This window comes from Caballeronia sp. ATUFL_M2_KS44, assembly GCF_023630965.1.
GTDB lineage: Bacteria > Pseudomonadota > Gammaproteobacteria > Burkholderiales > Burkholderiaceae > Caballeronia > Caballeronia concitans.
On record NZ_JALQEA010000020.1, the window covers coordinates 231,209 to 255,430 of the forward strand.

Annotated in this window: 20 protein-coding genes and 2 pseudogenes; 6 read left to right on the forward strand and 16 right to left on the reverse strand. The window is 65.9% G+C overall.

Annotated features, from left to right (window positions below):
* Positions 1-8 precede the first annotated feature (8 nt).
* Complete coding sequence (tkt, locus tag NCR39_RS11220) at positions 9-2,063, reverse strand: transketolase (RefSeq protein WP_250452255.1); 2,055 nt, start codon at positions 2,061-2,063, stop codon at positions 9-11.
* A 364-nt stretch (positions 2,064-2,427) separates the two neighbouring features.
* On the opposite strand from tkt, the gene NCR39_RS11225 reads away from it, so the two are divergent.
* Positions 2,428-2,841 (forward strand): VOC family protein, encoded by a 414-nt coding sequence (locus NCR39_RS11225; protein ID WP_250452256.1) that lies wholly within the window; start codon positions 2,428-2,430, stop codon positions 2,839-2,841.
* 18 nt (positions 2,842-2,859) lie between these two features.
* The gene (locus NCR39_RS11230) at positions 2,860-3,597 is read left to right on the forward strand and encodes a 16S rRNA (uracil(1498)-N(3))-methyltransferase (protein WP_250452257.1); all 738 of its coding nucleotides are present in this window, start codon (positions 2,860-2,862) and stop codon (positions 3,595-3,597) included.
* A gap of 84 nt (positions 3,598-3,681) precedes the next feature.
* On the opposite strand, the pseudogene NCR39_RS11235 reads toward NCR39_RS11230, so the two are convergent.
* From NCR39_RS11235 to NCR39_RS11245, 4 genes and pseudogenes are all read right to left on the reverse strand, one after another.
* Positions 3,682-4,089: pseudogene (locus tag NCR39_RS11235) on the reverse strand (barstar family protein); the annotation flags it as partial.
* 63 nt (positions 4,090-4,152) lie between these two features.
* A pseudogene (locus tag NCR39_RS29895) lies at positions 4,153-4,260 on the reverse strand (barstar family protein); the annotation flags it as partial.
* Between the two features lie 15 nt (positions 4,261-4,275).
* Positions 4,276-4,773, reverse strand: a complete 498-nt coding sequence (locus tag NCR39_RS11240) for a ribonuclease (protein ID WP_250452258.1) — start codon at positions 4,771-4,773, stop codon at positions 4,276-4,278.
* A 436-nt stretch (positions 4,774-5,209) separates the two neighbouring features.
* The gene (locus tag NCR39_RS11245) at positions 5,210-7,504 is read right to left on the reverse strand and encodes an NADP-dependent malic enzyme (protein WP_250452259.1); all 2,295 of its coding nucleotides are present in this window, start codon (positions 7,502-7,504) and stop codon (positions 5,210-5,212) included.
* 263 nt (positions 7,505-7,767) lie between these two features.
* Here NCR39_RS11245 and thiL point away from each other — a divergent pair, with 263 nt between their 5' ends.
* The 4 genes from thiL (at position 7,768) to NCR39_RS11265 (ending at position 13,152) form a co-directional block, all read left to right on the forward strand.
* Positions 7,768-8,754: a thiamine-phosphate kinase gene (gene thiL / locus NCR39_RS11250; RefSeq protein ID WP_250452333.1), complete on the forward strand. Its 987-nt coding sequence runs from the start codon at positions 7,768-7,770 to the stop codon at positions 8,752-8,754.
* Entirely contained in the window at positions 8,744-9,277 is a 534-nt protein-coding gene (locus NCR39_RS11255; RefSeq protein ID WP_250452260.1) for a phosphatidylglycerophosphatase A family protein, read from the forward strand. Before thiL ends, NCR39_RS11255 begins: the two co-directional genes overlap by 11 nt.
* Before the next feature lie 34 nt (positions 9,278-9,311).
* Positions 9,312-9,812 carry a CinA family protein gene (locus NCR39_RS11260; protein ID WP_250452261.1) on the forward strand — a complete coding sequence of 167 codons (501 nt, stop codon included), beginning with the start codon at positions 9,312-9,314 and terminating at the stop codon, positions 9,810-9,812.
* A gap of 145 nt (positions 9,813-9,957) precedes the next feature.
* On the forward strand, positions 9,958-13,152 hold the full coding sequence (locus NCR39_RS11265) for a DEAD/DEAH box helicase (RefSeq protein WP_350029667.1): 3,195 nt from the start codon (positions 9,958-9,960) through the stop codon (positions 13,150-13,152).
* 7 nt (positions 13,153-13,159) lie between these two features.
* On the opposite strand, the gene pyrF is transcribed toward NCR39_RS11265, so the two are convergent.
* The 11 genes from pyrF to NCR39_RS11320 form a co-directional block, all read right to left on the reverse strand.
* Positions 13,160-13,975, reverse strand: a complete 816-nt coding sequence (gene pyrF / locus NCR39_RS11270) for an orotidine-5'-phosphate decarboxylase (protein ID WP_250452262.1) — start codon at positions 13,973-13,975, stop codon at positions 13,160-13,162.
* Positions 13,976-14,050: 75 nt separating this feature from the next.
* Positions 14,051-15,160: an aldose 1-epimerase gene (locus tag NCR39_RS11275; RefSeq protein WP_250452263.1), complete on the reverse strand. Its 1,110-nt coding sequence runs from the start codon at positions 15,158-15,160 to the stop codon at positions 14,051-14,053.
* A gap of 91 nt (positions 15,161-15,251) precedes the next feature.
* Positions 15,252-16,148, reverse strand: coding sequence for an SMP-30/gluconolactonase/LRE family protein (locus NCR39_RS11280; protein ID WP_250452264.1), 897 nt, complete (start codon positions 16,146-16,148; stop codon positions 15,252-15,254).
* Positions 16,139-16,933 carry an SDR family NAD(P)-dependent oxidoreductase gene (locus NCR39_RS11285; protein WP_250452265.1) on the reverse strand — a complete coding sequence of 265 codons (795 nt, stop codon included), beginning with the start codon at positions 16,931-16,933 and terminating at the stop codon, positions 16,139-16,141. Before NCR39_RS11285 ends, NCR39_RS11280 begins: the two co-directional genes overlap by 10 nt.
* 3 nt (positions 16,934-16,936) lie before the next feature.
* Positions 16,937-17,953 carry an L-arabinose ABC transporter permease AraH gene (gene araH / locus NCR39_RS11290; RefSeq protein WP_250452266.1) on the reverse strand — a complete coding sequence of 339 codons (1,017 nt, stop codon included), beginning with the start codon at positions 17,951-17,953 and terminating at the stop codon, positions 16,937-16,939.
* Between the two features lie 18 nt (positions 17,954-17,971).
* A complete protein-coding gene (gene araG, locus NCR39_RS11295; protein WP_250452267.1) occupies positions 17,972-19,486 on the reverse strand; it encodes an L-arabinose ABC transporter ATP-binding protein AraG in 1,515 nt (504 codons plus the stop codon).
* A 56-nt stretch (positions 19,487-19,542) separates the two neighbouring features.
* Positions 19,543-20,550, reverse strand: a complete 1,008-nt coding sequence (locus tag NCR39_RS11300; protein ID WP_250452268.1) for an arabinose ABC transporter substrate-binding protein — start codon at positions 20,548-20,550, stop codon at positions 19,543-19,545.
* A 108-nt stretch (positions 20,551-20,658) separates the two neighbouring features.
* Positions 20,659-21,438, reverse strand: a complete 780-nt coding sequence (locus NCR39_RS11305; RefSeq protein WP_250452269.1) for an SDR family oxidoreductase — start codon at positions 21,436-21,438, stop codon at positions 20,659-20,661.
* A complete protein-coding gene (locus tag NCR39_RS11310; RefSeq protein WP_250452270.1) occupies positions 21,435-22,112 on the reverse strand; it encodes a 2-dehydro-3-deoxy-6-phosphogalactonate aldolase in 678 nt (225 codons plus the stop codon). Before NCR39_RS11310 ends, NCR39_RS11305 begins: the two co-directional genes overlap by 4 nt.
* Positions 22,113-22,138: 26 nt before the next feature.
* A complete protein-coding gene (locus NCR39_RS11315) occupies positions 22,139-23,116 on the reverse strand; it encodes a 2-dehydro-3-deoxygalactonokinase (protein ID WP_250452271.1) in 978 nt (325 codons plus the stop codon).
* Entirely contained in the window at positions 23,113-24,033 is a 921-nt protein-coding gene (locus NCR39_RS11320; RefSeq protein WP_250452272.1) for an IclR family transcriptional regulator, read from the reverse strand. The genes NCR39_RS11315 and NCR39_RS11320 overlap by 4 nt, the downstream gene beginning before the upstream one ends.
* Positions 24,034-24,222 lie beyond the last annotated feature (189 nt).

Sequence of the window (24,222 nt, forward strand, 5' to 3'; positions counted from 1 at the left end):
ACGCAGCATCACGCGGCGGCCAGAACGGCCTTCGCCGTCGCGACGACATTCTCCACCGTGAAGCCGAAATGCTTGAAGAGCGCACCGGCCGGCGCGGATTCGCCGAACGTGTCGATGCCCACCACGCCGCCTTCCAGGCCCACGTACTTGCGCCAGAAATCCGTCACGCCCGCCTCGATCGCGACGCGCGCCACGCCCTTCGGCAGCACGCGCTCGCGATACTCGGCGTCCTGCTTGTCGAACACGTTGGTGCAGGGCATGGACACGACGCGCGCGCCGATGCCTTCCTTCGCCAGCGCCTCGACCGCCTGCATCGCGAGCTGCACTTCCGAGCCGGTTGCGATGAGGATGATCTTGCGCGCCGGGATGTCGTCGTTCCAGTCGTGCAGCACGTAGCCGCCCTTCGCGATGTTCGCGATCTGGATATCGTTGCGCGGCGAGAACTGCAGGTTCTGGCGGCTGAAGATGAGCGTCGACGGGCCTTCGTGCTCGATCGCGTGCGTCCAGGCCACCGCCGTCTCGACGGTATCGGCAGGACGCCACGTCTGCAATTGCGGAATCAGGCGCAGGCTCGACACGTGTTCGACCGACTGGTGCGTCGGGCCGTCTTCGCCCAGGCCGATGGAATCGTGCGTGAACACGAAGATCGAGCGCGACTTCATCAGCGCGGCGACGCGCAGCGCGTTGCGGCTGTAGTCCGAGAACGTCAGGAACGTGCCGCCGAACGGACGGAAGCCGCCATGCAGCGCGATGCCGTTGATGGCCGCGCTCATGCCGAATTCGCGCACGCCGTAGTTGATGTGATTGCCCCACTGGATGCCCGCGTGTTCCGGATTCGCGTTTTCCGCGTCGCCGGCGGCGCGCACGGCCTTCGACGCCTTCCAGTTGGTGAGATTCGAACCCGTCAGGTCAGCCGATCCGCCGAGCAGTTCCGGCAGCGCGGCGGCGAGACCTTCGATGGCGTTCTGCGATGCCTTGCGCGTCGCGATGGTTTCGGCGCGCTGGTTCGCGTCTTCGATGATCTTCGCGGCGCTCTGCTTCCAGTCGGCGGGCAGTTCGCCCTTCATGCGGCGCGCGAATTCGTCCGCTTGCTGCGCGTACTTCGCGCGATACGCGTCGAACGCCTTGTTCCACTCGCTTTCGGCGCGCTGGCCTTGCTCCTTGCCGTCCCACGACGCATAGACTTCCTGCGGGATGACGAACGGCTCGTAGCTCCAGCCGATCGCCGCGCGCGTCGCCGCGATCTCGTCGCCGCCGAGCGGAGCGCCGTGCGCGTCATGACCGCCCGCCTTGGTCGGCGCGCCCTTGCCGATGACCGTGCGGCAGCAGATCAGCGTCGGCTTGTCGGAATTCTTCGCCTGCGCGATGGCGGCATCGACCGCGTCGACGTCATGGCCGTCCACACCACGGATCACGTTCCAGCCGTAGGCTTCGAAGCGCTTCGGCGTGTCGTCGTGGAACCAGTGCTCCACGTGGCCGTCGATGGAAATGCCGTTGTCGTCGTACAGCGCGATCAGCTTGTTCAGCTTCAGCGTGCCCGCGAGCGAGCAGGCTTCGTGCGAGATGCCTTCCATCAGGCAGCCGTCGCCCAGGAAGACGTACGTGTAATGGTCGACGATCTTCGCGTCGGCCTTGTTGAACTCGGCGGCGAGCAGCGCTTCGGCGAGCGCCATGCCCACAGCGTTGCCGACGCCCTGCCCGAGCGGGCCCGTGGTCGTCTCGACGCCCGGCGTGATGCCCACTTCGGGATGGCCCGGCGTCTTCGAATGCAACTGGCGGAAGTTCTTCAGCTCGCTCATCGGCAAGTCGTAGCCGGTGAGGTGCAGGAGCGCGTACAGCAGCATGGAGCCGTGACCGTTCGACAGCACGAAGCGATCGCGGTCGAACCAGTGCGGATTCGCCGGGTTGTGCTTCAGATGGCGCGACCACAGCGCGACGCCAATTTCAGCCATGCCCATGGGCATGCCGGGGTGACCGGAGTTGGCTTGTTGAACGGCGTCCATGGCGAGCGCGCGGATTGCGTTGGCCATGAGGGCGGTCGGGCTGGAAGTCGGGATCGTCATGTCGGATGTCGGCGGCTACGAGAGCTTTGTGGCAGGTGCTGAAATGATCCACGGTGCTTCTTGCCGCATGCCTTCAGCCGATGCTTTCGCACCGGACGCCGGCCCTGCGGCGAACCATGAGCACGCCATGTTTTCAGGACCGGAACGACGAGAAACGACGAGGATCGGGAGTCGGTCATTCTAGCAGACCGGTCCGATCGACAGGCGTGCGGCAGCGCTCGGAACGCCGCGCTTCGGCCCGTTCGATGCAGGCATGAGGCGTGCAGCGAGCGCGTGCGCCGGGAGCGCGAGCGCGCCGGTTTCGCGCGTCGTGGCAAAATGCCCGTCAGTTGACTGTGCAACGAAGCTCGAAGGAGTGCTTTCGATGACCGATCCCCGCCCCGCCGATGTCCCCTGGTTGACGCCCTACCTCACCGTGCGCGAGGCGCGCGTGAGCATCGCGTTTTACGAGAAGGCGCTCGGCTTCGTGGTGCGCGACAGCGTCAACGACGACGGCACGATCATCCACGTCGAGATGACGTATCGCGGGCAGTTGATCGTGATGTTCGCGCCCGAAGGCGCATACGGGTCGCAGGCGCGCACGCCGAAGAGCGCGGGCCAGATGGCGCCGCAGTCCTTCTACCTTTATGTCGACGACGTCGACGCCACTTACACGCAGGCGCTCGCCGTCGGCGCGAAGCCGCTGATCGAGCCGCAGGACCAGTTCTGGGGCGACCGTTTCGCGCAGATCGAAGACCCGGACGGGTATCGCTGGGCGCTGGCGCGGCATCTGCGCTGATCGTTTCCTCACGCTTTCATGCCACGTTTTTACGTCGAAGGCCCGCTCGCGGCGGGCCACACCCTTTCCCTTCCCGACGATGTCGTGCGCCACGTCCAGGTGCTGCGCCTTGCGACCGGCGACGCGATCACGCTCTTCGACGGCACGGGCGGCGAGTATCACGGCGAGCTCGCCGATATCGCCAAGCGCACCGCGCTCGTCCGTATCGATACGCATAGCGGCCGCGAAGCCGAGCCGCCGTATCGCGTGACGCTCGCGCAGGGCGTCGCGGGCGGCGACAAGATGGACTGGCTCATCGAGAAGACGGTGGAACTGGGCGTCGCGGGCATCGCGCCGCTGACGGCCGAGCGCGGCGTCGTGCGGCTCGCGGGCGAGCGCGCGCTGCGTCGTCAGGCGCACTGGCAGGCGCTCGTGCGCGCGGCGTGCGAGCAGTGCGGACGCAATCGCGTGCCGGAAGTCGCGCCGCCGCGTGACCTGTCGGCGTGGCTCGCGGACTTGCCGGCTGCATCGGATGGAGATTTGCGCCTTTTGCTGTCGCCGCGCGCCGAAGTTTCGTTCGATGCGCTGCCCGTTCAGCCGCCGCGCGGCCATGTCACGCTCGTGATCGGGCCCGAAGCCGGTTTCTCGCCGAAAGAAGAGCGCGATATCGTCGATGCCGGGTTTTCCTCGCTCGGTCTCGGACCGCGCGTGCTGCGCACGGAAACGGCGGGTATCGCGGTGCTGGCAGCGCTGGCGGCGCGCTGGGGCGGCTGGTGACGCGCGGCTAACTCATTGCCGCAGAAACGAAAACAGCCCGGCGAGCGTGCTCGCCGGGCTGTTTGGCGTTCGAACGCCAGCGCGTCAGACGAACGAATAGAACACGCGGAACGCCACGCGCCGCTCGGCCCAGAATTCGGCGGCGTCGCGGAACACGTCGAGCAGCGTCTCGCGCCCTTCCTTGTCGAATTTCTGCGCGATCGGCAGCTGCTCCAGCACGATCACGAAACCCGGCTGCGATCCCGCCTTGTGCACGAGGTCGGTCAGGCAGTCGTACAGCGCGTCGTAGTTCTTGCCGAAGTGCTTGGGAAACAGGAACGACAGCGCGATGGTCTCCAGCACTTCCTGTTTGCTCTGCGCCTGGCCGAGATACGCATACAGAAAATGCTGGCCGAGGCGGTTGGCTTCGTCGGCGAGTTCCTGCACGCGGAAGGCGCGTATCGACTGCACGATGTTCGGCCGCACCGTCGCGAAAAGAGACTCCGATTCCTCCTGCGGATGAACGTCCGCTTCCGGATTCCGGGGCGGATTCGGCTCGTCATCGGGTCTGTTGTCGTGTTCTGTCATGCGTAGCCGCAATACTCGCTGGAACAGGTTGCCATCGCCGGTGGCGAAAAGATCACCCGCGACGCCGTTGTCGTGCGCGTAGATGTTGTCGCTCATGCCGTTAATCCCTATTTATCCCGCAATGCGTTTAAAACTGGCGTAGTGGTCGTCCGAGTAGTAGCAATCGTCTGTCTGCCGCTTCGGGCCACCGCATACGATCCGGCGCGCACCGCGATCCCGCGCGCGCGGCGTGGGGACTGTGTATTCGTGGTAGTAGCCGCGTGGATGCCGCGGCAGCAAACGCTCGCGATTGCCGAACACGACGCCGTCCTTCCCGAAGGGAAACGGGCCGCCCGCTTCGATCAGCCGCAATGTCTCGGCCGCTTGCCTGGGCAGTTGCGCGACGCTGATCGTTCCGGGGCCATTGCCGCGCGCCTGACTGGGAGCAGGCTGTTCGACGCCCGAAGGAACGACTGCCGCATCCGGCCCTGCCGACGCCTTCCCTGCCTGATTAGACTGCTGGGCGGCCGTTTGCGTTTCCGCCGCGCCGCTCCGAGATTCGTCTTTGCCGCAGCCGCCCAGAACAAGGCTGAAAGCGACGATGCAGGCGAACGCCGATGCGCGCTTCACGAAAAGATTGCCCCCGCGTTGAACCCGATTTCGACGACCATGAAAGATGTAAGGGTATCGCTAATGACTGGACGAAGCAACGTTCCGCGGGATTTCGGAAATTTTTTCTCAACTCCGCTCGGCATATGGCCTGCCGCCGGAGCAAAAGCAGCCGTTTTTAGCCTAAATCTGAGAGACTTTTAAACCGTACAAGCTAGAATTTCACGCCGTAGGGATTTGAAACCTCTGGACGAGTTGCCTCACTTGTCGCCAGTTTCGCGCGGTGCGCTTCACCGTGATGCTCTGCACTTTGGGGAGGGACATTCCCCTTGCCTCTGCCCCAAGGCGTGCCCGCACCGCGGCACGCTTTTTTTTTTGCGCAAAAGAAAACGCGGCAGGTTCGACCCTGCCGCGTTGAGCGTGTTACCGCGCGTTGCTGCGTCGATTAGCGAGCGCTTTATCGCGAGGCCGTCGCATCCGCCACCAGCAGCGCGGTCATGTTGACGATCCGCCGCACGGTGGCCGAAGCCGTCAGCACGTGCACCGGCTTCGCTGCGCCGAGGAGAATCGGCCCGATCGCGATGCCGCTTCCCGCCGCCGTCTTCAGCAGGTTGTACGAGATGTTCGCCGCGTCGATATTCGGCAGGATCAGCAGGTTCGCATCGCCTTCGAGCGTCGATTCCGGCAGCACTTCCTTGCGCAACCGCGCGTCCAGCGCGACGTCGCCGTGCATTTCACCGTCCACGTCGAGATCGGGCGCGCGCTCCTTCAGGATGGCGAGCACGTCGCGCATCTTCTGCGCACTCGGCGCGTTGCTCGTGCCGAAGTTCGAATGCGACAGCAGCGCGATCTTCGGCACGATGCCGAAGCGCTTCACTTCTTCCGCCGCCATGATCGTGATTTCGGCGAGCTGCTCGGGCGTCGGATCGACGTTCACGTGCGTATCGACGATGAAAATCTGGCGGCCCGGCAACACGAGCGCGTTCATCGCCGCGTAGACGTTGCAGCCGTCCTTCTTGCCGATCACCTGATCGATGAAATGCAGATGCCGGTGCGTCGTGCTCACCGTGCCGCAAATCATGCCGTCCGCTTCGCCCTTCTTGACGAGCATGGAGCCGATCAGCGTCGTGCGGCGGCGCATTTCGAGCTTCGCCATCTGCTGGCTGATGCCCTTGCGCGCCATCATCGAGTAATAGGTTTGCCAGAAGTCGCGGTAGCGTTCGTCGTGGTCCGTATCGACGACGGTGAAATCCGCGCCCGGCGTCAGGCGCAGGCCGAACTTCGTGATGCGCTGCTCGATGACCGCCGGACGGCCGATGAGAATCGGCTTGGCGATCTTTTCATCGACGGCGATCTGCACCGCGCGCAGCACGCGCTCCTCTTCGCCTTCCGCGAACACGATGCGCTTCTTCTCCGGCTCGACGCTGCGCGCGAGCTGGAACACGGGCTTCATCGTCGTGCCGCTGTGATAGACGAACTGCTGCAAGTGCTGCTCGTAGGCGTCCATGTCCTCGATGGGACGCGTCGCCACGCCGGATTCCATCGCGGCCTTCGCCACCGCCGGCGCGATCTTCACGATGAGACGCGGATCGAACGGCTTCGGAATCAGATATTCCGGACCGAACGACAGGTCCTGAATGCCGTAAGCCGTCGCGACGATATCGCTCTGTTCCTGACGCGCCAGTTCCGCGATCGCGTTCACGGCCGCGATTTCCATTTCCTTCGTGATCGTGGTCGCGCCTGCATCGAGCGCGCCGCGGAAGATGAACGGAAAGCACAGAACGTTGTTGACCTGATTCGGATAGTCCGTGCGGCCCGTGGCGAGCACCGCGTCCGGACGCACTTCGAGCGCGAGTTCCGGCAGGATTTCCGGCGTCGGATTGGCGAGCGCGAGAATGAGCGGCTTCGCGGCCATGCCCTTCACCATCTCCTGCTTCAGCACGCCGCCCGCCGACAGGCCGAGAAACACGTCCGCGCCTTCGATGACTTCCGCGAGCGTGCGCGCGCTGGTTTCGCGGGCGAAGCGCTCCTTGTCCGGGTCCATCAGTTCGACGCGGCCCTTGTAGACCACGCCGGCCAGGTCCGTCACGTAGATGTTCTCGAGCTTCATGCCGAGATCCACGAGCAGATCGAGACACGCGAGCGCCGCCGCGCCCGCGCCGGACGCGACGAGCTTCACTTCGCCGATGTCCTTGCCGACCACTTTCAGCCCGTTCGTGATCGCCGCCGCGACGACGATGGCCGTGCCGTGCTGGTCGTCGTGGAAAACGGGAATCTTCATGCGCTTGCGCGCTTCACGCTCGACGATGAAGCAGTCCGGCGCCTTGATGTCTTCCAGATTGATGCCGCCGAAAGTCGGCTCGAGCGCGGCGATCACGTCCACGAGCTTGTGCGGATCGGTTTCGTTCAGCTCGATATCGAACACGTCGATGCCCGCGAACTTCTTGAACAGCACCGCCTTGCCTTCCATGACCGGCTTCGACGCGAGCGGCCCGATATTGCCGAGCCCGAGCACGGCCGTGCCGTTCGTCACGACGCCGACGAGATTGCTGCGCGCCGTGAAGCGCGCGGCGTTCAGCGGATCCGCGACGATCTCTTCGCACGCGAACGCCACGCCCGGCGAGTAGGCGAGCGCGAGATCGCGCTGGTTGATCATCTGCTTGGTCGGAGCGATTGCGACCTTTCCGGGCGTCGGGAACTCGTGATAATCGAGCGCTGCTTCGCGCAACTTCGTATTGGCGGGAGTCGTCATAAGGCGGGCAAAAAGTGCGGGAATTAGAATAGAGATTCGAACGCATTGTAGCGCCAAACCCTTACGGTTTCGGGATCACAGTCCGTGCATTTCGGCTACAAGTGTCATGACTGGAGAACGTCTGATCGCCTAGCGGGGCAAGGCTCGCAGCGCATCGCCTTGTTTTTTCGAGACAAACGCAACGAGTTTGGACGATCTGAATTCGCGCTTTGCCCGTCATGTCGTTTTCTTCTTGCAGCGCAACAAAACACTTATTGCCGACAATGCCCTCCGAGTTCTCACTGATCGATCGATTCTTCGCACGCCGCGCGAAAGCGCCCGCGCCACGTCATGACGCAGCGCCGCTCGGCATCGGGGACGACTGCGCGCTGATCGCGCCGCCCTTGGGCCATCAGCTCGCCATTTCGACGGACATGCTCGTGGAAGGCCGCCACTTCTTTCCCGATGTCGATCCGCACGCGCTCGGCCACAAGGCGCTCGCCGTCAACCTGTCCGATCTCGCCGCGATGGGCGCGAAGCCGCACGCGTTCACGCTCGCGCTCGCGTTGCCGCGCGCCGACGAAGCGTGGCTCGAAGCCTTCAGCGACGGCATGTTCGCGCTGGCCGAACGCTTCGACTGCGCGCTCATCGGCGGCGATACGACGGGCGGGCCGCTCAACATCTGCATCACCGTGTTCGGCGACGTGCCGAACGGTGCGGCGCTGCGCCGTGACGCCGCGCGGCCCGGCGACGACATCTACGTGTCCGGCGTGCTCGGCGATGCGCGTGCGGCGCTTGGCGCGATGCGCGGCGAATGGCAGGCGCCGGCCGATGCGGCGGCGGCATGGCGGCGCGCGCTCGAACGCCCGGAACCGCGCGTCGCGCTCGGCATGGCGCTCTGCGGCGTCGCGCACGCGGCGCTCGATATCTCCGATGGCCTCGCCGGCGACCTCATGCACATCCTCGAACGTTCGCACATGCGCGCAACCGTCGATGCCGACGCCGTGCCGTGCTCGGCCGCCGTGCGCGCGCTGCCCGACGCCGCGCGCCGCCGATGCACCCTCGCGGGCGGCGACGATTACGAGCTTTGCTTCACCGCGCCATCGTCGGCGCGCGAATCGCTTGTTCAAATTGCGATGCAGTTGAACGTGCCGCTGACCCGCATCGGTAAAATCGAGACTTCCGGTTCGCCGGACATTGCCTGGCGCGACGGCGCGGGCGCACCGCTTTCCCTGACGTTGCAAGGCTTCGATCACTTTCATGCAGACTGACCCGACCGTAGCGAGCGCGCCCGAGCGCCCGCGCCCCGCGCCGCGCAAGGCGACCGCACGCTTCATGCTCAACCATCCGGTGCATATTCTTTCGTTCGGCTTCGGCAGCGGGCTTTCGCCCATCGCGCCGGGCACCGCCGGGACGCTGTTCGCGTGGGCGTCGTTCGTCGCGTTGAACCGGCATCTGACGGTCGCGGAATGGGGCGCGCTGATCGTCGTGGGCTTCATCGCGGGATGCGGCTTCTGCAGCTTCACGGCGAAGAAGATGAACGTGGCGGACCCGTCGGCGGTGGTGTGGGACGAAATCATCGCGTTCTGGCTCGTGCTGCTGTTCGTCACGCCCGCGACCTTCACCGGACAGTTGTGGGCGTTCATCGTGTTCCGCTTCTTCGACATGGTGAAGCCGCCGCCCATCCGCTATTTCGACCGTCATTTGAAAGGCGGCTTCGGCATCATGTTCGATGACCTCGTCGCCGCGTTTTTCACGCTGCTCGTCATTGCGCTGTGGCGCATGACGGTCTGACGTCTTTCGATTTCCCTTGACTGCGAGACACGCCATGTCAACCGATACCGTCGTCCACCAACTCGCGATCCGCGCCGGCAACAAGCTGCGCGACGAACGGCTGATGCTCGCCACCGCCGAATCGTGCACGGGCGGCATGGTCGCGGCCGCGATCACGGACATCTCGGGCAGCAGCGCGTGGTTCGAGCGCGGATTCGTCACGTATTCGAATCTCGCGAAAACCGAGATGATCGGCGTGCCCGCCGCGATGATCGAGCAACACGGCGCGGTGAGCGAACCCGTCGCGAAAGCGATGGCCGAAGGCGCGCTGCGCAACAGCCGCGCGCAGGTGTCCGTGTCGATCACGGGCGTCGCCGGTCCTGCGGGCGGCAGCGAGGCGAAGCCCGTCGGCACCGTGTGCTTCGCGTGGAGCAACCGGCTGCACACGGCGTTCGAAACGCAGCATTTCAAGGGCGATCGCGAGCAGGTCCGCACGCAAGCGGCGGCGCATGCGCTGAGAGGACTGCTGGAATTTCTGGATCGCCGCGAACGGTAAAGCGCTGAACGAAGTGAGCTTATGAGCAAGACCCAACGCGAATCGGCCGATTGGCCCGCATGCAGTGAAGATCAGGTGGCCCAATGGATGGGCCGCGCCACATTCGAAGGCGCTAGGCTACATCGGCGCCGTTTCCCGGATCCGCATGTTCGACGGCGTCCTGTGCGCCAACGTGAAGGGCACGCAGACGCTGCCCTATTCCGTCGAGATCATGTTCCGCAGCGGCAAGCCGCTCGGCTCCTGCTCGTGCCCCGTCGGATACGGCTGCAAGCACGTGGCCGCGACGCTGCTCGCGGCCATCGGGCTTCGGGAACAGGCATCGAAAAAAGGCGTGCGCCCGGAAGTCGAGACTTGGCTCTCGGGCTTTCGCGCGAAGGCGGAAGAGGCGCAACGCGCGCAACTTTCGCAGGACACGGGGCGCAAGCCCGCGAGCGGCACGGTTCATCGCGTGCTGTATCTGCTCGCGCCCGTGCCGTTCGAAGAGCAGGCTTTCGAAGTCACGATGCTGAAGGCGCGGCTCGGCGTGGACGGCGCCATCCGCGCGACCGAAAGCTGGCAGCCGAACTATCAGGCGTGGCAGAACCCGCCGAAATTCCTCACGCCCGAGGACGACGCCATTCTCCGCGCGCTCAGAAACGATCCCGCCTATTCCGATGGCCGTTACGCCGTGCTCGGCGCGAAAGGCGCGCAAGTCTGGGGGATGATGCTCGCGACCGGCCGGCTCTTCTTCGAAGAGGACAGCCACGCGCCGCAGCTCACCGCGCCCATGCGCGAAGGCGCGCGCCGCGTGGCCGCGATCGAATGGATGCCGCTCGACGACGACATGATCCGTCCGCTGCTCGCCATCGATCCCGACGCCGATGTCCTCCTGCGCACCGAACCGCTCTGGTACGTCGATGCGCTCGCGAACGAGACCGGCGCCATCGACGCACCGATTCCCGACACGCTGCTCGCCGATTACCTCGACATGCCGCCGCTCACGATGCGCGAAAGCGCCGTCGTGCGGGCATCGCTGAGCGAATTCGCGCCCGCGCTTCCCGCGCCGCCCGCGAGCGTCACGTCGGGGCTGCGCACCGTCGATGTCGCGCCGGTGCCGGTGCTCACGCTGGACACGGTCGCGCTGGAGCCGCCGCGCAAACTGAACGCGCCGGCCATCGAACTCGACCTGGCGTCGCTCGGTTTCGATTACGAGGGCATCGTCGTTCCGGCGAACAGTCCGGACGTGCTCGTGCCGATGCCCGGCGGCGAACTCGTCGAAATCACGCGTCACGCGGACATCGAGCAAAGCTGCATTCGCCGCCTGACCGACGCCGGCCTGCAATCGATCTCCACCGCGCCCGCGAGCCGCGAGGAAATGCGTTACGCGGGCGGCTTCATCATGCCCGGGCGCGACGCATGGCAGCCGTTCATCGACACGCTGATTCCCGCGTTGCGCGAAGCCGGCTGGCGCGTGGTGATCGCGCGCAATTCGCGGTTCGACGCGATCGAAGTGGAAGCCATCGAGGGCGTCGCGCACGCGAGCGATGCTGGCTGGTTCGACCTCGAACTCGGCATCACGGTGGAAAAGCGGCCCGTTCGCCTCGAACCGCTGCTGGCCGAACTGCTTCAACGCGATCCGCGCTGGCTGAACGGCGGCGTGGACGTCATCGACGACGCCGAGCCGATTCCCTTCCGCACCGACGAAGGCCGCCGCTTCCGGCTGCGCGCGGCGCGGCTCAAGCCGCTCGTGCGGACGCTGATCGACCTGTTCGACGCCCGCACGCTCGAAGGCGCGCCCTTGCGCCTGCCCGCGCTCGAAGCCGGCCGTCTGACGGAACACGACGAAACGCTGCGCTGGCAGTTCCACGGCGACACTTCCGTGCTCGAACTCGCGCGACGGCTGCGCGGCGTCAGCGGTCCGCGCCGGATCGAGCCACCGAAGGCGTTGAACGCGCAACTGCGCGACTATCAGCGCGACGGCCTCGACTGGATGCAATTCCTGCGCGAGCACGGCCTCGCCGGCATCCTCGCCGACGACATGGGTCTCGGCAAGACGCTGCAGACGCTCGCGCACATCCTCACGGAAAAGGAAGCGGGCCGGCTGGATCGTCCGGCGCTGATCGTGGTGCCGACCACGCTCGTCAACAACTGGCAGGACGAAGCGCGGCGATTCGCGCCGTCACTGAAGCTGCTGAATCTGCATGGGCGCGAGCGGCAGCAGCGCTTCGCGTCGATCGCGGAGCACGATCTCATCGTCACCACATACCCGCTGCTGTGGCGCGATCACGAAGCGCTCGCGCTCAACGACTATCACCTGCTGATTCTCGACGAAGCGCAGTACGTGAAGAACGCGTCGAGCAAGGCGGCGGCGATCATCCGCACGATCGGCGCGCGTCACCGGCTGTGTCTCAGCGGCACGCCGCTGGAAAATCATCTCGGCGAGTTGTGGTCGCAGTTCGACTTCCTGCTGCCGGGCTTTCTCGGCACGCAGAAAGATTTCACGAGCCGCTGGCGCAAGCCCATCGAGAAACAGAACGATCAGACGCGCCGCGACTTGCTCGCGCGCCGCGTGCGCCCGTTCATGCTGCGCCGCCGGAAGGACGATGTCGCGACCGAGCTTCCCGCGAAGACGACCATCGTGCGCACGGTGGATCTCGAAGGCGCGCAGCGCGATCTCTACGAAACCGTGCGATCGGCGATGCACGAGAAAGTCCGCGACGCCATCGCGCAACAGGGCTTCGCGCGCAGCCACATTCTGATGCTCGACGCGCTCCTGAAGCTGCGGCAAGTGTGTTGCGATCCGTCGCTCGTGAAGCTCGCGGGCGCGAAGGCGGTCAAGCAATCCGCGAAGCTCGAGATGCTGATGGAGATGCTGCCTGCGCTCATCGAGGAAGGCCGGCGCGTGCTCGTGTTCTCGCAGTTCACCGGCATGCTCGCGATCATCGCGGCGGCGCTCGACGATGCGGGCATCGCCTATGTCACGCTCACAGGCGACACCGCCGACCGCGCCGCCCCCGTGCGCGCGTTCCAGTCGGGCGAAGCGCCGATCTTCCTGATCAGCCTGAAGGCGGGCGGCGTCGGCCTGAATCTGACCGCCGCCGATACCGTCATTCACTACGATCCGTGGTGGAATCCCGCCGCCGAGAATCAGGCGACGGACCGCGCGCATCGCATCGGGCAGGAAAAGCCGGTGTTCGTCTACAAGCTGGTGGCGACCGGCAGCATCGAAGAGAAGATTCTGGAGATGCAGGAGAAGAAGGCGGCGCTCGCGGCGGGCATTCTGTCCGAGGACGCGGGCGCGGTGGCCCGGTTCTCGGAAGAGGACATCGCCGCGCTTTTCACGCCGATGCCCGACGCGTAAGCGTGCTTCACCGATACGCGTTGATCGTGTCGCGCGTCTTCTGCGCGGCGGCGGCTGCGGCGGCTGCGTAGTCGTCGCCCTTGCCGGCGTAGATGATGGCGCGCGACGAGTTGATGAGCATGCCCGCGCCGTTCGCGGTGCGGCCGGCGCGCACGGTGGCTTCGACATCGCCGCCTTGCGCGCCGATGCCCGGAATGAGCAGCGGCATGTCGCCGACGATGCTGCGCACCGCTTCGATCTCCTTCGGGAACGTCGCGCCGACGACGAGCCCGAGCTGCCCCTTGTCGTTCCACTTTTCGGCCGCGAGTTGCGCGACGACCTGATACAGCGGCTTGCCGTCGGAAGTCGTCAGGAATTGCAGGTCCGAACCGCCCGCGTTCGACGTGCGGCACAGCACGATCACGCCCTTGCCGTCATGCGCGAGATACGGCTCGATCGAATCGAAGCCCATGTACGGATTCACCGTCACCGCGTCCGCGCGATAGCGTTCGAACGCCTCGCGCGCGTACTGCTCGGCGGTGCTGCCGATATCGCCGCGCTTCGCATCGAGAATGACGGGAATGCCGGCGTGTTTATCGTGGATATGCGCGATCAGTGCTTCGAGCTGGTCTTCCGCGCGATGCGCCGCGAAGTACGCGATCTGCGGCTTGAACGACGACGCGTACGGCGCGGTAGCGTCGACGATGGTCTTGCAGAATTCGAAGATCGCGTCGGCGCGGCCGTTGAGCGCGCCCGGAAACTTCGACGGCTCGGGATCGAGGCCGACGCACAGGAGCGATTGGGTCCGCGACCACGCGGCGTTGAGCGATTGAATGAAGGACATGGGAAGAGTCGATGAACGTCGATGCCACGCATTTTAGCTTGCGCGCGATCAACGTCCCTTCGCCGCTCCGACGATTCAACGCGCCAGCGCCGCGCGAGCCCGCGCCTTCGCGCCCGCCTGCGTGCGCGGCCTGCCCCGCCGCGCCGCCTGCCCGGTGCGCTCGACGGTGAAGCGGAATTCGCGCGCGAGCCGCTCGCCCGGCGCGAGCACGGTCATGCCGTTCGCCTCGCCGCCGCCGGGGAGATTCACCGCGTTGACCGGGTGATCGACCGGCTCGAAGCAGAAAAAGTCCTCGCCGGGCGGCGCGTAGAGCACGTAGTAATCGGTGTCGGCGGCGATCGTGAGCGAAAGGCGGCGCTTCGGCCACAGCACGCTCGTGCGTCCGCTCCAGCCGGTGAACGCGTTGTTCACCATTTCCGACGGCATCGGATACGCCACGCCGAATTGCCACGCGGGCGGCGCGGAAACGTGACGCACCGGCAGCCAGTCGTCGCCGCAGAGCCACAAGCCGCCCGCCGCGGCGGACAGTTCGGTGTCGGCTTCGCGCATGAGAAACGGATGCAGCCCGAGGCCGAACGGCAGCGCTTCGCCGCCGGTATTGCGTATGTCGAGCGCGACGGTGAGCGTCGCTTCTTCGAGCGTGTAGGTCTGCGTCGCGCGGAACGAATACGGCTTGCCGTCGCGGCGATCGAGCGTCAGCCGCACGTGCGCCGCGTCTTCTTCCTCGACATCCCACGCGCCGAGCCAGCCGTCGCCGTGCAGCGGCAGCGGTTCGTCGGGGCGATTGCGCGGCACGTCGATCGCGCGTCCGGAAAACTCGAACTGCCCGTTGCCGATGCGGTTCGAATACGGCAGCAGCGGATAACAGGCGAGTTCGTTCGGATCGGTGCCCGGGCCGGGATCGGCGCACGGCCGGAAGATCGGCACGAGGCCGCCTTCGTGACGCCAGTCGAAGCGCGTGATGCCGCCGCCGAGCGCCGGCGCGACATCGAGCCGCAAATGCGCGTTCGCCAGCGTGATGCAGCCTTCGACGCCCGCGCTGCCGATCGCCACGACCGCCGTGCTCGGGCCGGGCCGTATCGGCGGTTCGGCGGCGGCGGCGAGACGCGAGCGGCGTGCGTTCGCCTGCGCGGTGGATGTCGTCGATGCGGGTTTCAGCCTTTGCTCCGTGCGCGCAACAGTCATGACTCGTGCTCCATCGAGAGGCGACCGACCCGGCTTCGCCGGGGCCAGAGCGGGCGGCGCGTCATCGTGCGCGCCGCCTCGTTGTAAGCGTTCAAGCCTTGCCCGCGAAGACCGGCTCCGCGATCCCGCGCGCACCCGGTTGCGCGGTGAAGACGCCGCCCGCGTGGGCGTCGGTTTTGAGCGCGTCGTGGTCGAGTCCGCCGCGCGCGGTCGTGATGAAAAGCGTATCGAGCGATGCCCCGCCGAACGCGACGCAACTCGGCTGCGCGCTCGGCACCGCGATGCGCGCCGTCTCGCGGCCATCGGCAGCGTAACGCACGACGCGCCGCCCGGCCCACTGCGCGTTCCACAGGCCGCCATCGGCATCGACGGTCGAGCCGTCCGGAAAGCCGGTGTCGTCGGACAGCTCGACGAACACGCGCTGATTGTGAAAGCTCGGGTAATCGCACGCGCGGATCTGTCGCGTGGGCGTATCGCAGTAATACATCGTCGCGCCGTCCGGGCTGAACGCCGTGCTGTTGTTGATCGCGAAGTTGCCGAGCGGCAGGCGTTCCAGCGACAAATCCAGGTTCAGCCGATAAAACCCGCCGATCGGCTGCGCGTCGTCCACGTCGTGCTTGGTGCCGAACACGAAGCGCCCTTCGCGGTCGCAGCGGCCGTCGTTGAGGCGCGTCGGCAGATCGGCTTCGACTTCCACGATCGTCTCGATCCTGCCCGACGCGATCTCGAAGAACGCGAGCCGCGACGCCAGACCGAGCAGCAGCACGCCGGGATCGGCGCACATCGCGAAGCACCCGAGGCGCTCGGGCATCTCGAACGATTCGGTCGCGCCGTCACCGCGCTTGCGCGGATCGTGCCGAAACAGGCGCTTGCCTTCGATATCCGTCCACCAGAAGCGCCCGCTCGCCGCGCACCACGTCGCGCCTTCGCCGAGCGTGCATTGGCTGTCGATCAGAAGCTGCGCGTCGCGTGCGTTCATTACACCCATCCTCCGTCGATGATCATGTCCTGCGCCGTCATCATGCTGCTGTCGTCGGAGGCGAGAAAAAGCGCCGCGCGCGCGAGATGCGCCGGCAGCAGTTCGCCGTCGATGCACTGGTTCTGCTTCACCGCGATCTTGCCGGCTTCGTCGAACCAGAGGCGCTTTTGCTTTTCCGTCATCACCCAGCCGGGCACGAGCGTGTTCACGCGGATGCCGTACTGGCCGAGATCGCGCGCGAGGCCGCGCGTCAGGCCCTGCACCGCCGATTTCGCCGACAGATACACGGGAATGCGGCTGTTCTTGATCATCCAGCTCACCGAGCCGAGATTGATGATGGAGCCGCCGCCGAGCTGCTTCATGTCGTCGATGACCGCCTGCGCCGCGAAGAACTGATGGCGCAGATTCACGGCGATGCACGCATCGTAGTACTCGGGCGTCACTTCCTCGATGGTATGACGCTTGTCGTTGGCCGCGTTGTTGACCAGCACGCCGATCGGTCCGAGCGCGCTGCGCACATCGGCGATGCCCTGGCGCAATGCATCGATGTCGGTGAGATCGACGCGCAGGAACATCGGGCGCGAGCGGTCCGCGCCGAGATCCGCGCCGAGCCGGTCGGCGAGCGCTTCGCCCGCGTCGGTATCGATATCGAAGAACGCGACCTTCGCGCCCTGATCGAAGAAATGCTCGACGAAAGCCGCGCCGATGCCGGTCGCGCCGCCCGTGATGAGCACGGTCTTGCCGGCGAGGCTCGGAAAGCGCGCGAGTTTGCTGTCGATTGCGATGTCGTTCATGAGTTAGTCCCGCGATCCGCGATTCTTCAACTGGTCGAGCAACACGGCGGCGAGCAGGATCGCGCCGCGCACGAGGTACTGATAGAACGCGTCGATGTTGAGCAGGTTCATCACGTTCTCGACGGTGCCCATGATGAGCACGCCGATCACCACGCCCGAAATCGTCGCGCGTCCGCCGAGCAGCGACACGCCGCCCAGCACGCATGCCGAAATCACGTTCAGCTCGAAGCCTTCCGCCGCGTTCGGCTGTCCGGACGTGATCCGCGATGCAAGGATAACCCCGGCGAGCGCCGTCACCGCGCCCTGAATCAGGAAAATCCAGACGCGCGTGCGTTCGACGTTGATGCCCGCGAGCCGCGACGCCTCCGGATTGCCGCCGATCGCGAGCGTGTTGCGCCCGTACACGGTCTGGTTGAGCAACACGCCGAACACGATGAAGCACGCGAGCGTGACCCAGATCGGCAGCGAAATGCCGAGCACGGTGAGGCCGCCGAGTTCGATGAACGTATCCGACGACACGCCCACCGCCTGCCCGTGCGACACGATGAAGCCGAGCCCGCGCACGATTTCCATGGTCGCGAGCGTGGTGATCAGCGCGTTGATGCGCAGATACGCGATCACCGCGCCGTTCACGAAGCCGATCGCCGAGCCCGCCGCCACCGCCGCGATGATCGCGATGAACGTGTTGTTGGTCGCGTTCAGGACCATCGCGCAGAGCACGCCGGCGAACGCGATCGTCGATCCGACGGACAGGTCGAAGTCGCGTGAGGCGAGGCAGAACATCATCGTGCAGGCGACCATGCCGATCTGCGAGATCGACAGCGCGAGCCCGAGCATGTTCTCGATGGAGAAGAAGTGGTCGACGGTCAGCGACATCGTGACGAACATCACGATGAAGATGACGATCAGGCTGTACTCGGTGATCTGCTGCCACCACTTCTGCTTGTCGTTCTTCTGCGGGATCAGCGCGTTCGCGACAGTTTCGCTCGCCTGTCCCACGATGTTTTCTCTTGCTTCCATGATTCGCTCCTCTTTTCTTTACGCGGCCTGGGCGACCGTCTCGGCCTGCGGGAGCGCGAGACTCAGCACCGATTGTTCGTTCGCCTGCCCGCGCGGCAATTCACCCGCGATGCGCCCCTGCCGCATCACGACGATCCGGTCGGACACGCCGAGCACTTCCGGCAGCTCCGACGAAATCATCACGATGGCGCAGCCGCGCTCGGCCAATTGATAGATCACGTTGTAGATTTCGTGCTTCGCGCCGACGTCGATGCCGCGCGTCGGTTCGTCGAGAATCACGACTTTCAGGTCCGGCTCCGCGAGCCAGCGCGACAGAATCGCCTTCTGCTGATTGCCGCCCGACAGAAAGCGGATGCGCTGCCTGCGGCTCGGCGTCTTGATCTTCAGCAACTGAATGAAGCGGTCCGCCGTCTGCGCTTCCTTCTTGCGGTCGAGAAACAGCCCCGCGCGCAGATAATGACGGCGGCACGAGATGTTGATGTTCTCCGCGACCGTCGCCATCGCGACGATGCCCTCTTCCTTGCGATCCTCCGGACACAGCACGATGCCGTGACGGATCGCCTCGCCGGTGCTGCGCACCTTGATCGGCTGGCCGTCGAGCTGGATCGTGCCGTCCTTCTTCTTGTCCGCGCCGTAGACGAGGTGCATCAGTTCGCTGCGTCCCGCGCCGACCAGCCCGAAGAATCCGACGATCTCGCCGCGCCGCACTTCGAAGTTCGCGGGCGCGGAAAGCGCTTCGCCCTGAAGGTTCTTCACCGCGAAGCGCACGTCGCCGAGCGGCCGCGCGCGATAGTTATAGATGTCGCTGATCTCGCGGCCGACCATCTCCTGCACGAGCGTGTCGCGCGGCACTTCGGCAAGCCGCGTATGCGACGCGATCTTGCGGCCGTCGCGGAAAATCGTGCATGCGTCGCACAACTCGTAGATCTCGTCCATGCGATGCGAGATGTAGATCAGTGCGCGCTTGTCCGCCTTCAGATCGCGCACGAGCTTGAAGAGCACTTCCGTCTCGCGATGCGACAGCGACGAAGTCGGTTCGTCGAGCGCGATCACGCGCGCGTTGCGCAACAGCGCCTTGCAGATTTCGACCATCTGACGCTGCGCGATGGAGAGCTTGCGCAGCTTCGCGTTCGGATCGAGATCGACGCCCATCGCGGCGAGCCGCTCACGCACGTGCTTTTTCGCCGCGCTCTTGTTCACCCAGCCGAGCCGGTTCGGCAGCGCGCCGAGCAGCAGGTTCTCGGACACGGTCAAGTCCGGCACGTACTGCAATTCCTGGTGAATCACGGCGATGCCCGACGCAATGGACGCCGCCGCGCTGCCGAAATGCACTTCCTTTTCGTCGATGAGCACGCGCCCCGAATCGGGCTGATACTCGCCGCCGAGAATCTTGAGCAAGGTCGATTTGCCCGCGCCGTTCTCGCCCATCAAACCGTGAACTTCGCCGGCATTGACGTCGAACGACACGCCGTCGAGCGCGCGCACGCCTGGAAACACCTTGCCGATATTGTCAAAACGCAGCGTCGCTGACACATCGCCTCCTATTCTCAAGCGGACCGCACGCGCGGCCCGCTTCTCACACGAAAGACTTAGTTCGACGCCAGGCCCATTTGCTGACGCACCGACGCCACGTTGTCACGCGTGGCGAGCATGCCCGTGGTGAGCGTGAGCGCAGGCGGCGCCTTGCCGTCCTTGATCCACGCGTACATCAGTTCCGACGTTTCTTCGCCGTGGCGCTTCGGGCTGATGATGACGGTGCCGAAGAAGCCCGTCGGCTGCGGCTTCTTGAACTCGTTCAGCGCCGAGTCCGATCCGCCGATGCCGATGCCGATCATGTTGTCCGCCTTGAAGCCGCGGCCTTCCGCTGCGCGCACCGCGCCCAGCACGCCTTCGTCGTTGAGCGCATACGCGACCCAGTGCTTGAACTGCGGGTTCTTCGTGAGCGCGATGTTCGCGGCGTTGAACGCGTTCTCGGTATCGGTCTTCGCTTGCGGCGCGGCGATGATGTTCGCCTTCGGGAAGCCGGCGGCGACGAGCGCATCGGTGGCGCCGCTCGTGCGGTCGTGCGCGGTCGGAAGCTGCTCGTAAGTCACGTCGATGGCGCCGACGTCCTTCATGTCCCAGCCGCGCTTCTTGATCTCGGCGGCGATGCCGTCGCCCACCTGCTTGCCGATGTTGTACGCCGAGATGCCCATGTGCGGCACGGACTCGATCGGCTTGCCGGAACCGTCGACCAAGCGGTCATCGACGGTCATCATCTTCAGCTTGTCCGCCTTCGCCTTCGCGACGATGCCCGGCCCGAGCTTCACGTCGGGCGTGCAGATGATGAAACCCTGCGCCTTTTGCGCGGCGAGGTTGTCGATTGCGCTCATGACCTTTTCGCCCGACGGCGCGCCGATCTTGACCAGCGTGAAGCCCTTTTCCTTCGCGGCGGTTTCGGCGAACTTCCATTCGTCCTGGAACCACGGCTCTTCCGGCTGCTTCACGAGGAAGCCGATCTTGACCTCGTCGGCGGCCTGCGCGACGGGCGCGGCGATCATCGTGGCGCTCGTGGCCGTGGCGGCTGCGATCAGCGTGAGGAACAGTCTGCGTTTCATTTTTTGTCTCCCGAGTTTTCCCGTTGTCTTAAAAAAGCCCGTGTGATGGGCCGGTGGTGAAGCTGTGTGTTCCGCCGTGCCGCGCCGTTGCGCCCCGCGCGGCGTGTTCTAGTCGTGATACAGCGCCGAGCGGCCGCCATCCACGGTGATGCAGCTTGCGTTGATGAACGGCGCTTCGTCCGATGCGAGGAACACCGCCGTCATCGCCACTTCGTGCGGCTGGCCGATGCGCTTCATCGGCTGAAGATCGAGCGTCGCCTCACGCGCGGCCTTCGGATCGGCTTGCGAATTCCACCAATCCAGCGTCAATTGCGTTTCGATGTAACCCGGCGCGATGGCATTCACGCGCACGTTGTTCGGCGCGTATTCGATGCCGAGCGCGCGCGTGAGGCCGATCACGCCGTGCTTCGCGACCGGATACGGAAAGCAGCCGGGGATGATCTTGAACGCGTGCGTCGACGCGATATTCACGATGCTGCCCTTGCCGCGTTCCACCATGCCCGGCAACGCGGCGCGGCAGCCGTTCCAGACGCCGTCGAGATCGACGGCGAAGCAGCGCCGCCAGTCGTCGTCGGTCATCGTGAGCGGGTCGCAGAACACGTTGATGCCGGCGTTGTTCACGAACACATCGAGCGGGCCGAACGCGCTTTCCGTCTGCGCGACCGCTTCCTTCACCGATGCGCTCTGCGTCACGTCCGTGCGCACCGCGAGCACGTTCTTCGCGCCGGTTTCCCGCGTGATGCGCAGAGCCGTCGCCTGCGCCGTTTCGAGGTCCACCTCCGCCAGCGCCACCGACGCGCCTTCGCGCGCGAACGCCAGCGCGATCGCCGCGCCGATGCCGCGCCCCGCGCCCGTGACGATGGCGACCTTGCCGGCGAGGCGATTCATCGCTTCTCACCTTTGGCGATGGCCAGCCCGCCGACGAACGCCTTCGCGTGCGACGCCGTCACTTTCACGCTCTGGCCCGGCTTGTACAGCGCGGAGCCGAGGCCGAAGCCGTTCGCGCCCGCCGTCAAAAACGGGCCCATGTTGTCCGGCGAGATGCCGCCGACCGGCACGAGCGGCACGTCCTTCGCGATCACCGCGCGCCACGCCTTCACGACCGTCGGCCCGAGCTGCTCGGCGGGAAACATCTTCAGCACGTCCGCGCCGTTCTTCAGCGCGATGAAACCCTCGTTCGGCGTCGCGACGCCCGGCGCGCATGCAAGCCCGTGCGACTTCGCGGCGCGCACGACATCGCCGTCGCTGTGCGGCATCACGATGAGTTCGCCGCCGGCGGCTTTCACGCTGTCGACATAGCTCGGATGCAGCACCGTTCCCGCACCGACGATCGCGTCGGCGGGCAGCGCCTGGCGGATCGCCGCGATGCTGTCGAACGGCTGCGGCGAATTGAGCGGCACCTCGACGATGCGAAAGCCCGCTTCGTAAAGCGCGCGGCCGTGATCGGCGGCGTCGGCGGGCGTGACGCCGCGCAAAATCGCGATCAGCGGACACGCGGCGAACGCTTTCGCGAGACCGGCGTGCATTTGATACGGCGCGGGCAGATTGATGGGTGGCTGCATCGTGTTGCTCCTCGTTCGCGTACTGCTCAGGCCGTGCGCGCGGGCGCCGTCACGAGCCCGGCTTGCACGGCGATTCGGTAAAGGCCCTGTTCCGTGGCGTGCGCGACGGTGCGGGCGTCCTGGCAGCCGAAGCGCGCGAGCGCGGCGCGGTAGCGGTCGCAGAGCGCATCGTTGCCGATGAGCCGCAGCGTTCGCCCCGCCAGCGACGACTGATCGCGCGCGAGCACTTCGGACAGGCCGCGCAGTTCGTGGCCGATCAAAAGCCCCGACAGATAATCCGGCTGCTGCCCGGGCGTGAGTTGTCCGGTGAGGCCGAGCGTGCGCGTGCTGAAGATGGTCGCGAGCACGCCGGGATGACCGGCATCGCGCGCCGTATCGACGCCACGCTCGAACGCCGACGCATCCGACGCCGCTTCGGACTGCATCGTGCGGCCGAGAATGGTGTGATCGCGCAGCGCGCTGAACACTTCGCCCGTCATGAACGTGTAGAAGCGCTCGATGCGCCCTTCGCGCACGAACGCCCACTTCGCGTGCGTCCCCGGCAGGCCGATCAGCGCGCCGCCTTCCGCGTTCAGCGATGCATCGCTCGCCAGCGCGCCGAAAATCTGCGTTTCCTCGCCGCGCATCACGTTCGGCAAGATGCCGCGTTCGAGCACGCCCGGCACGATGCGCACCGTCACGCCGCGCGCCGTCTTGATTTCGACGATGCCCGCCACGAGCGCGTTCGCATCGGCGGGCGTTTCGACGTAAGGCGCTTCCGCCCAGCCCTGGGCGCTGCCGACCATGCCGGCGGCCAGCACCGGCAATGGCGGATGCGCGGCGAGCCACGCGCCGCAGGTTTCCTCGAACGCCTCTTCGAAGCCGCCTGCGGGCAGCTTCATGATTCCCGCCGACGATCCGCGCGTGTCGAGCGCGACGCCATCCGCGCCGAGCAGATACGCGCGCAGCGAAGTCGTTCCCCAGTCCAGCGCGACGAGCGCCGGTGCGGCCGTGGGCGCGGTCATCGCTTGATCCTGCGGTTGCTTTGCGGCGCACGCCAGCCGAGTTCCGCGGAGATCGCGCGCGCCTCGCGCTGCACGACCGGAATCAGTTCTTCCATGCGCTCTTCCGGCATATAGGGAATGGTGCTCGCCACCGACAGCGCCGCGACGATCGCGCCCGACGCATCGCGCACGGGCGCGGCGACGCAGCGGATCGACGCTTCGTTTTCTTCGAGATCGAACGTGTAGCCGCCTTGCGAATAGCGCGTCATGCGCTGCACGAACGTGCCGACATCCGGCCGGTTGTCCGGCTTGAAACTCGTGCGTGCGAGCGCGCGATGCGACGCTTCCAGCAGCTTCTTCCACGCGTTCGTTTCGAGGTCGAGCATCATCGCCTTGCCGATGCCCGTCGATGCCAGCGGCATCCGGTGCCCGACGCGCGAGCGCATCTCCAGCCCGCGCGTGCCGGGAATCTTGTCGATGTAGAGCACGTCGTCGCCGTCGCGCACGCCGAGGTGAATCGTGTCGTGCGTATGCTGCGCAAGCGACTGCAGATACGGCCGCGCGACCGTGGTGAGCGGCATCTGTTCGAGCGCGATCGTGCCGAGTTCGATCAGCTTCGGCCCAAGCAGATAGCCGCCCTGCACTTGCCGCAGATAGCGCGCCTGCACGAGCGAACTGACGAGCCGGTGCGTCGTGCTGCGCGTGGTGCCGAGCGCGGCGCTGAACGAGCGCAAATCGCGCGCGCCGTTCGCGGCTGCTTCGAGAATCGCGAGTCCGCGCAGAAGCGTCTGCGTGCCGGCCTGCTGCGGCGTGATGTCGACGAGCGCGCTCGGCAGCGCGATGGCGTCGGGATCGCGGCCGTGAGACTGGCCGTGGGCGGAAGTTTTCGCGCGCGCGTCGGTGGCGCTGGTGCTGGCGCTGGTGGAGTCGTCGGTCATGTCGCGTCGCCCTCGCAGGTCACGCAGCGTGCGCAAGCTCAGGCGCTTGCGAAAGATGGCGCGGGTCCGCGCGCAAGACAGATGAATCGTGCAACGCAACCCGCGAGCGCGGGCAAGCGATCGAATGCATGACGTGTCTCCGAATTTGTTCTTATGGGCGCGTGTCTGTGGCGCACGCGCTCGGGCTTC

What these genes read in the sequence shown, in the direction of transcription:
- tkt (WP_250452255.1), bottom strand. Translation starts at nt 2,063, where the DNA reads ATGACGATCCCGACTTCCAGCCCGACCGCCCTCATGGCCAACGCAATC.
- NCR39_RS11225 (WP_250452256.1), top strand. Translation starts at nt 2,428, where the DNA reads ATGACCGATCCCCGCCCCGCCGATGTCCCCTGGTTGACGCCCTACCTC.
- NCR39_RS11230 (WP_250452257.1), top strand. Translation starts at nt 2,860, where the DNA reads ATGCCACGTTTTTACGTCGAAGGCCCGCTCGCGGCGGGCCACACCCTT.
- NCR39_RS11245 (WP_250452259.1), bottom strand. Translation starts at nt 7,504, where the DNA reads ATGACGACTCCCGCCAATACGAAGTTGCGCGAAGCAGCGCTCGATTAT.
- thiL (WP_250452333.1), top strand. Translation starts at nt 7,768, where the DNA reads ATGCCCTCCGAGTTCTCACTGATCGATCGATTCTTCGCACGCCGCGCG.
- NCR39_RS11255 (WP_250452260.1), top strand. Translation starts at nt 8,744, where the DNA reads ATGCAGACTGACCCGACCGTAGCGAGCGCGCCCGAGCGCCCGCGCCCC.
- NCR39_RS11260 (WP_250452261.1), top strand. Translation starts at nt 9,312, where the DNA reads ATGTCAACCGATACCGTCGTCCACCAACTCGCGATCCGCGCCGGCAAC.
- NCR39_RS11265 (WP_350029667.1), top strand. Translation starts at nt 9,958, where the DNA reads ATGTTCGACGGCGTCCTGTGCGCCAACGTGAAGGGCACGCAGACGCTG.
- pyrF (WP_250452262.1), bottom strand. Translation starts at nt 13,975, where the DNA reads ATGTCCTTCATTCAATCGCTCAACGCCGCGTGGTCGCGGACCCAATCG.
- NCR39_RS11275 (WP_250452263.1), bottom strand. Translation starts at nt 15,160, where the DNA reads ATGACTGTTGCGCGCACGGAGCAAAGGCTGAAACCCGCATCGACGACA.
- NCR39_RS11280 (WP_250452264.1), bottom strand. Translation starts at nt 16,148, where the DNA reads ATGGGTGTAATGAACGCACGCGACGCGCAGCTTCTGATCGACAGCCAA.
- NCR39_RS11285 (WP_250452265.1), bottom strand. Translation starts at nt 16,933, where the DNA reads ATGAACGACATCGCAATCGACAGCAAACTCGCGCGCTTTCCGAGCCTC.
- araH (WP_250452266.1), bottom strand. Translation starts at nt 17,953, where the DNA reads ATGGAAGCAAGAGAAAACATCGTGGGACAGGCGAGCGAAACTGTCGCG.
- NCR39_RS11300 (WP_250452268.1), bottom strand. Translation starts at nt 20,550, where the DNA reads ATGAAACGCAGACTGTTCCTCACGCTGATCGCAGCCGCCACGGCCACG.
- NCR39_RS11305 (WP_250452269.1), bottom strand. Translation starts at nt 21,438, where the DNA reads ATGAATCGCCTCGCCGGCAAGGTCGCCATCGTCACGGGCGCGGGGCGC.
- NCR39_RS11310 (WP_250452270.1), bottom strand. Translation starts at nt 22,112, where the DNA reads ATGCAGCCACCCATCAATCTGCCCGCGCCGTATCAAATGCACGCCGGT.
- NCR39_RS11315 (WP_250452271.1), bottom strand. Translation starts at nt 23,116, where the DNA reads ATGACCGCGCCCACGGCCGCACCGGCGCTCGTCGCGCTGGACTGGGGA.
- NCR39_RS11320 (WP_250452272.1), bottom strand. Translation starts at nt 24,033, where the DNA reads ATGACCGACGACTCCACCAGCGCCAGCACCAGCGCCACCGACGCGCGC.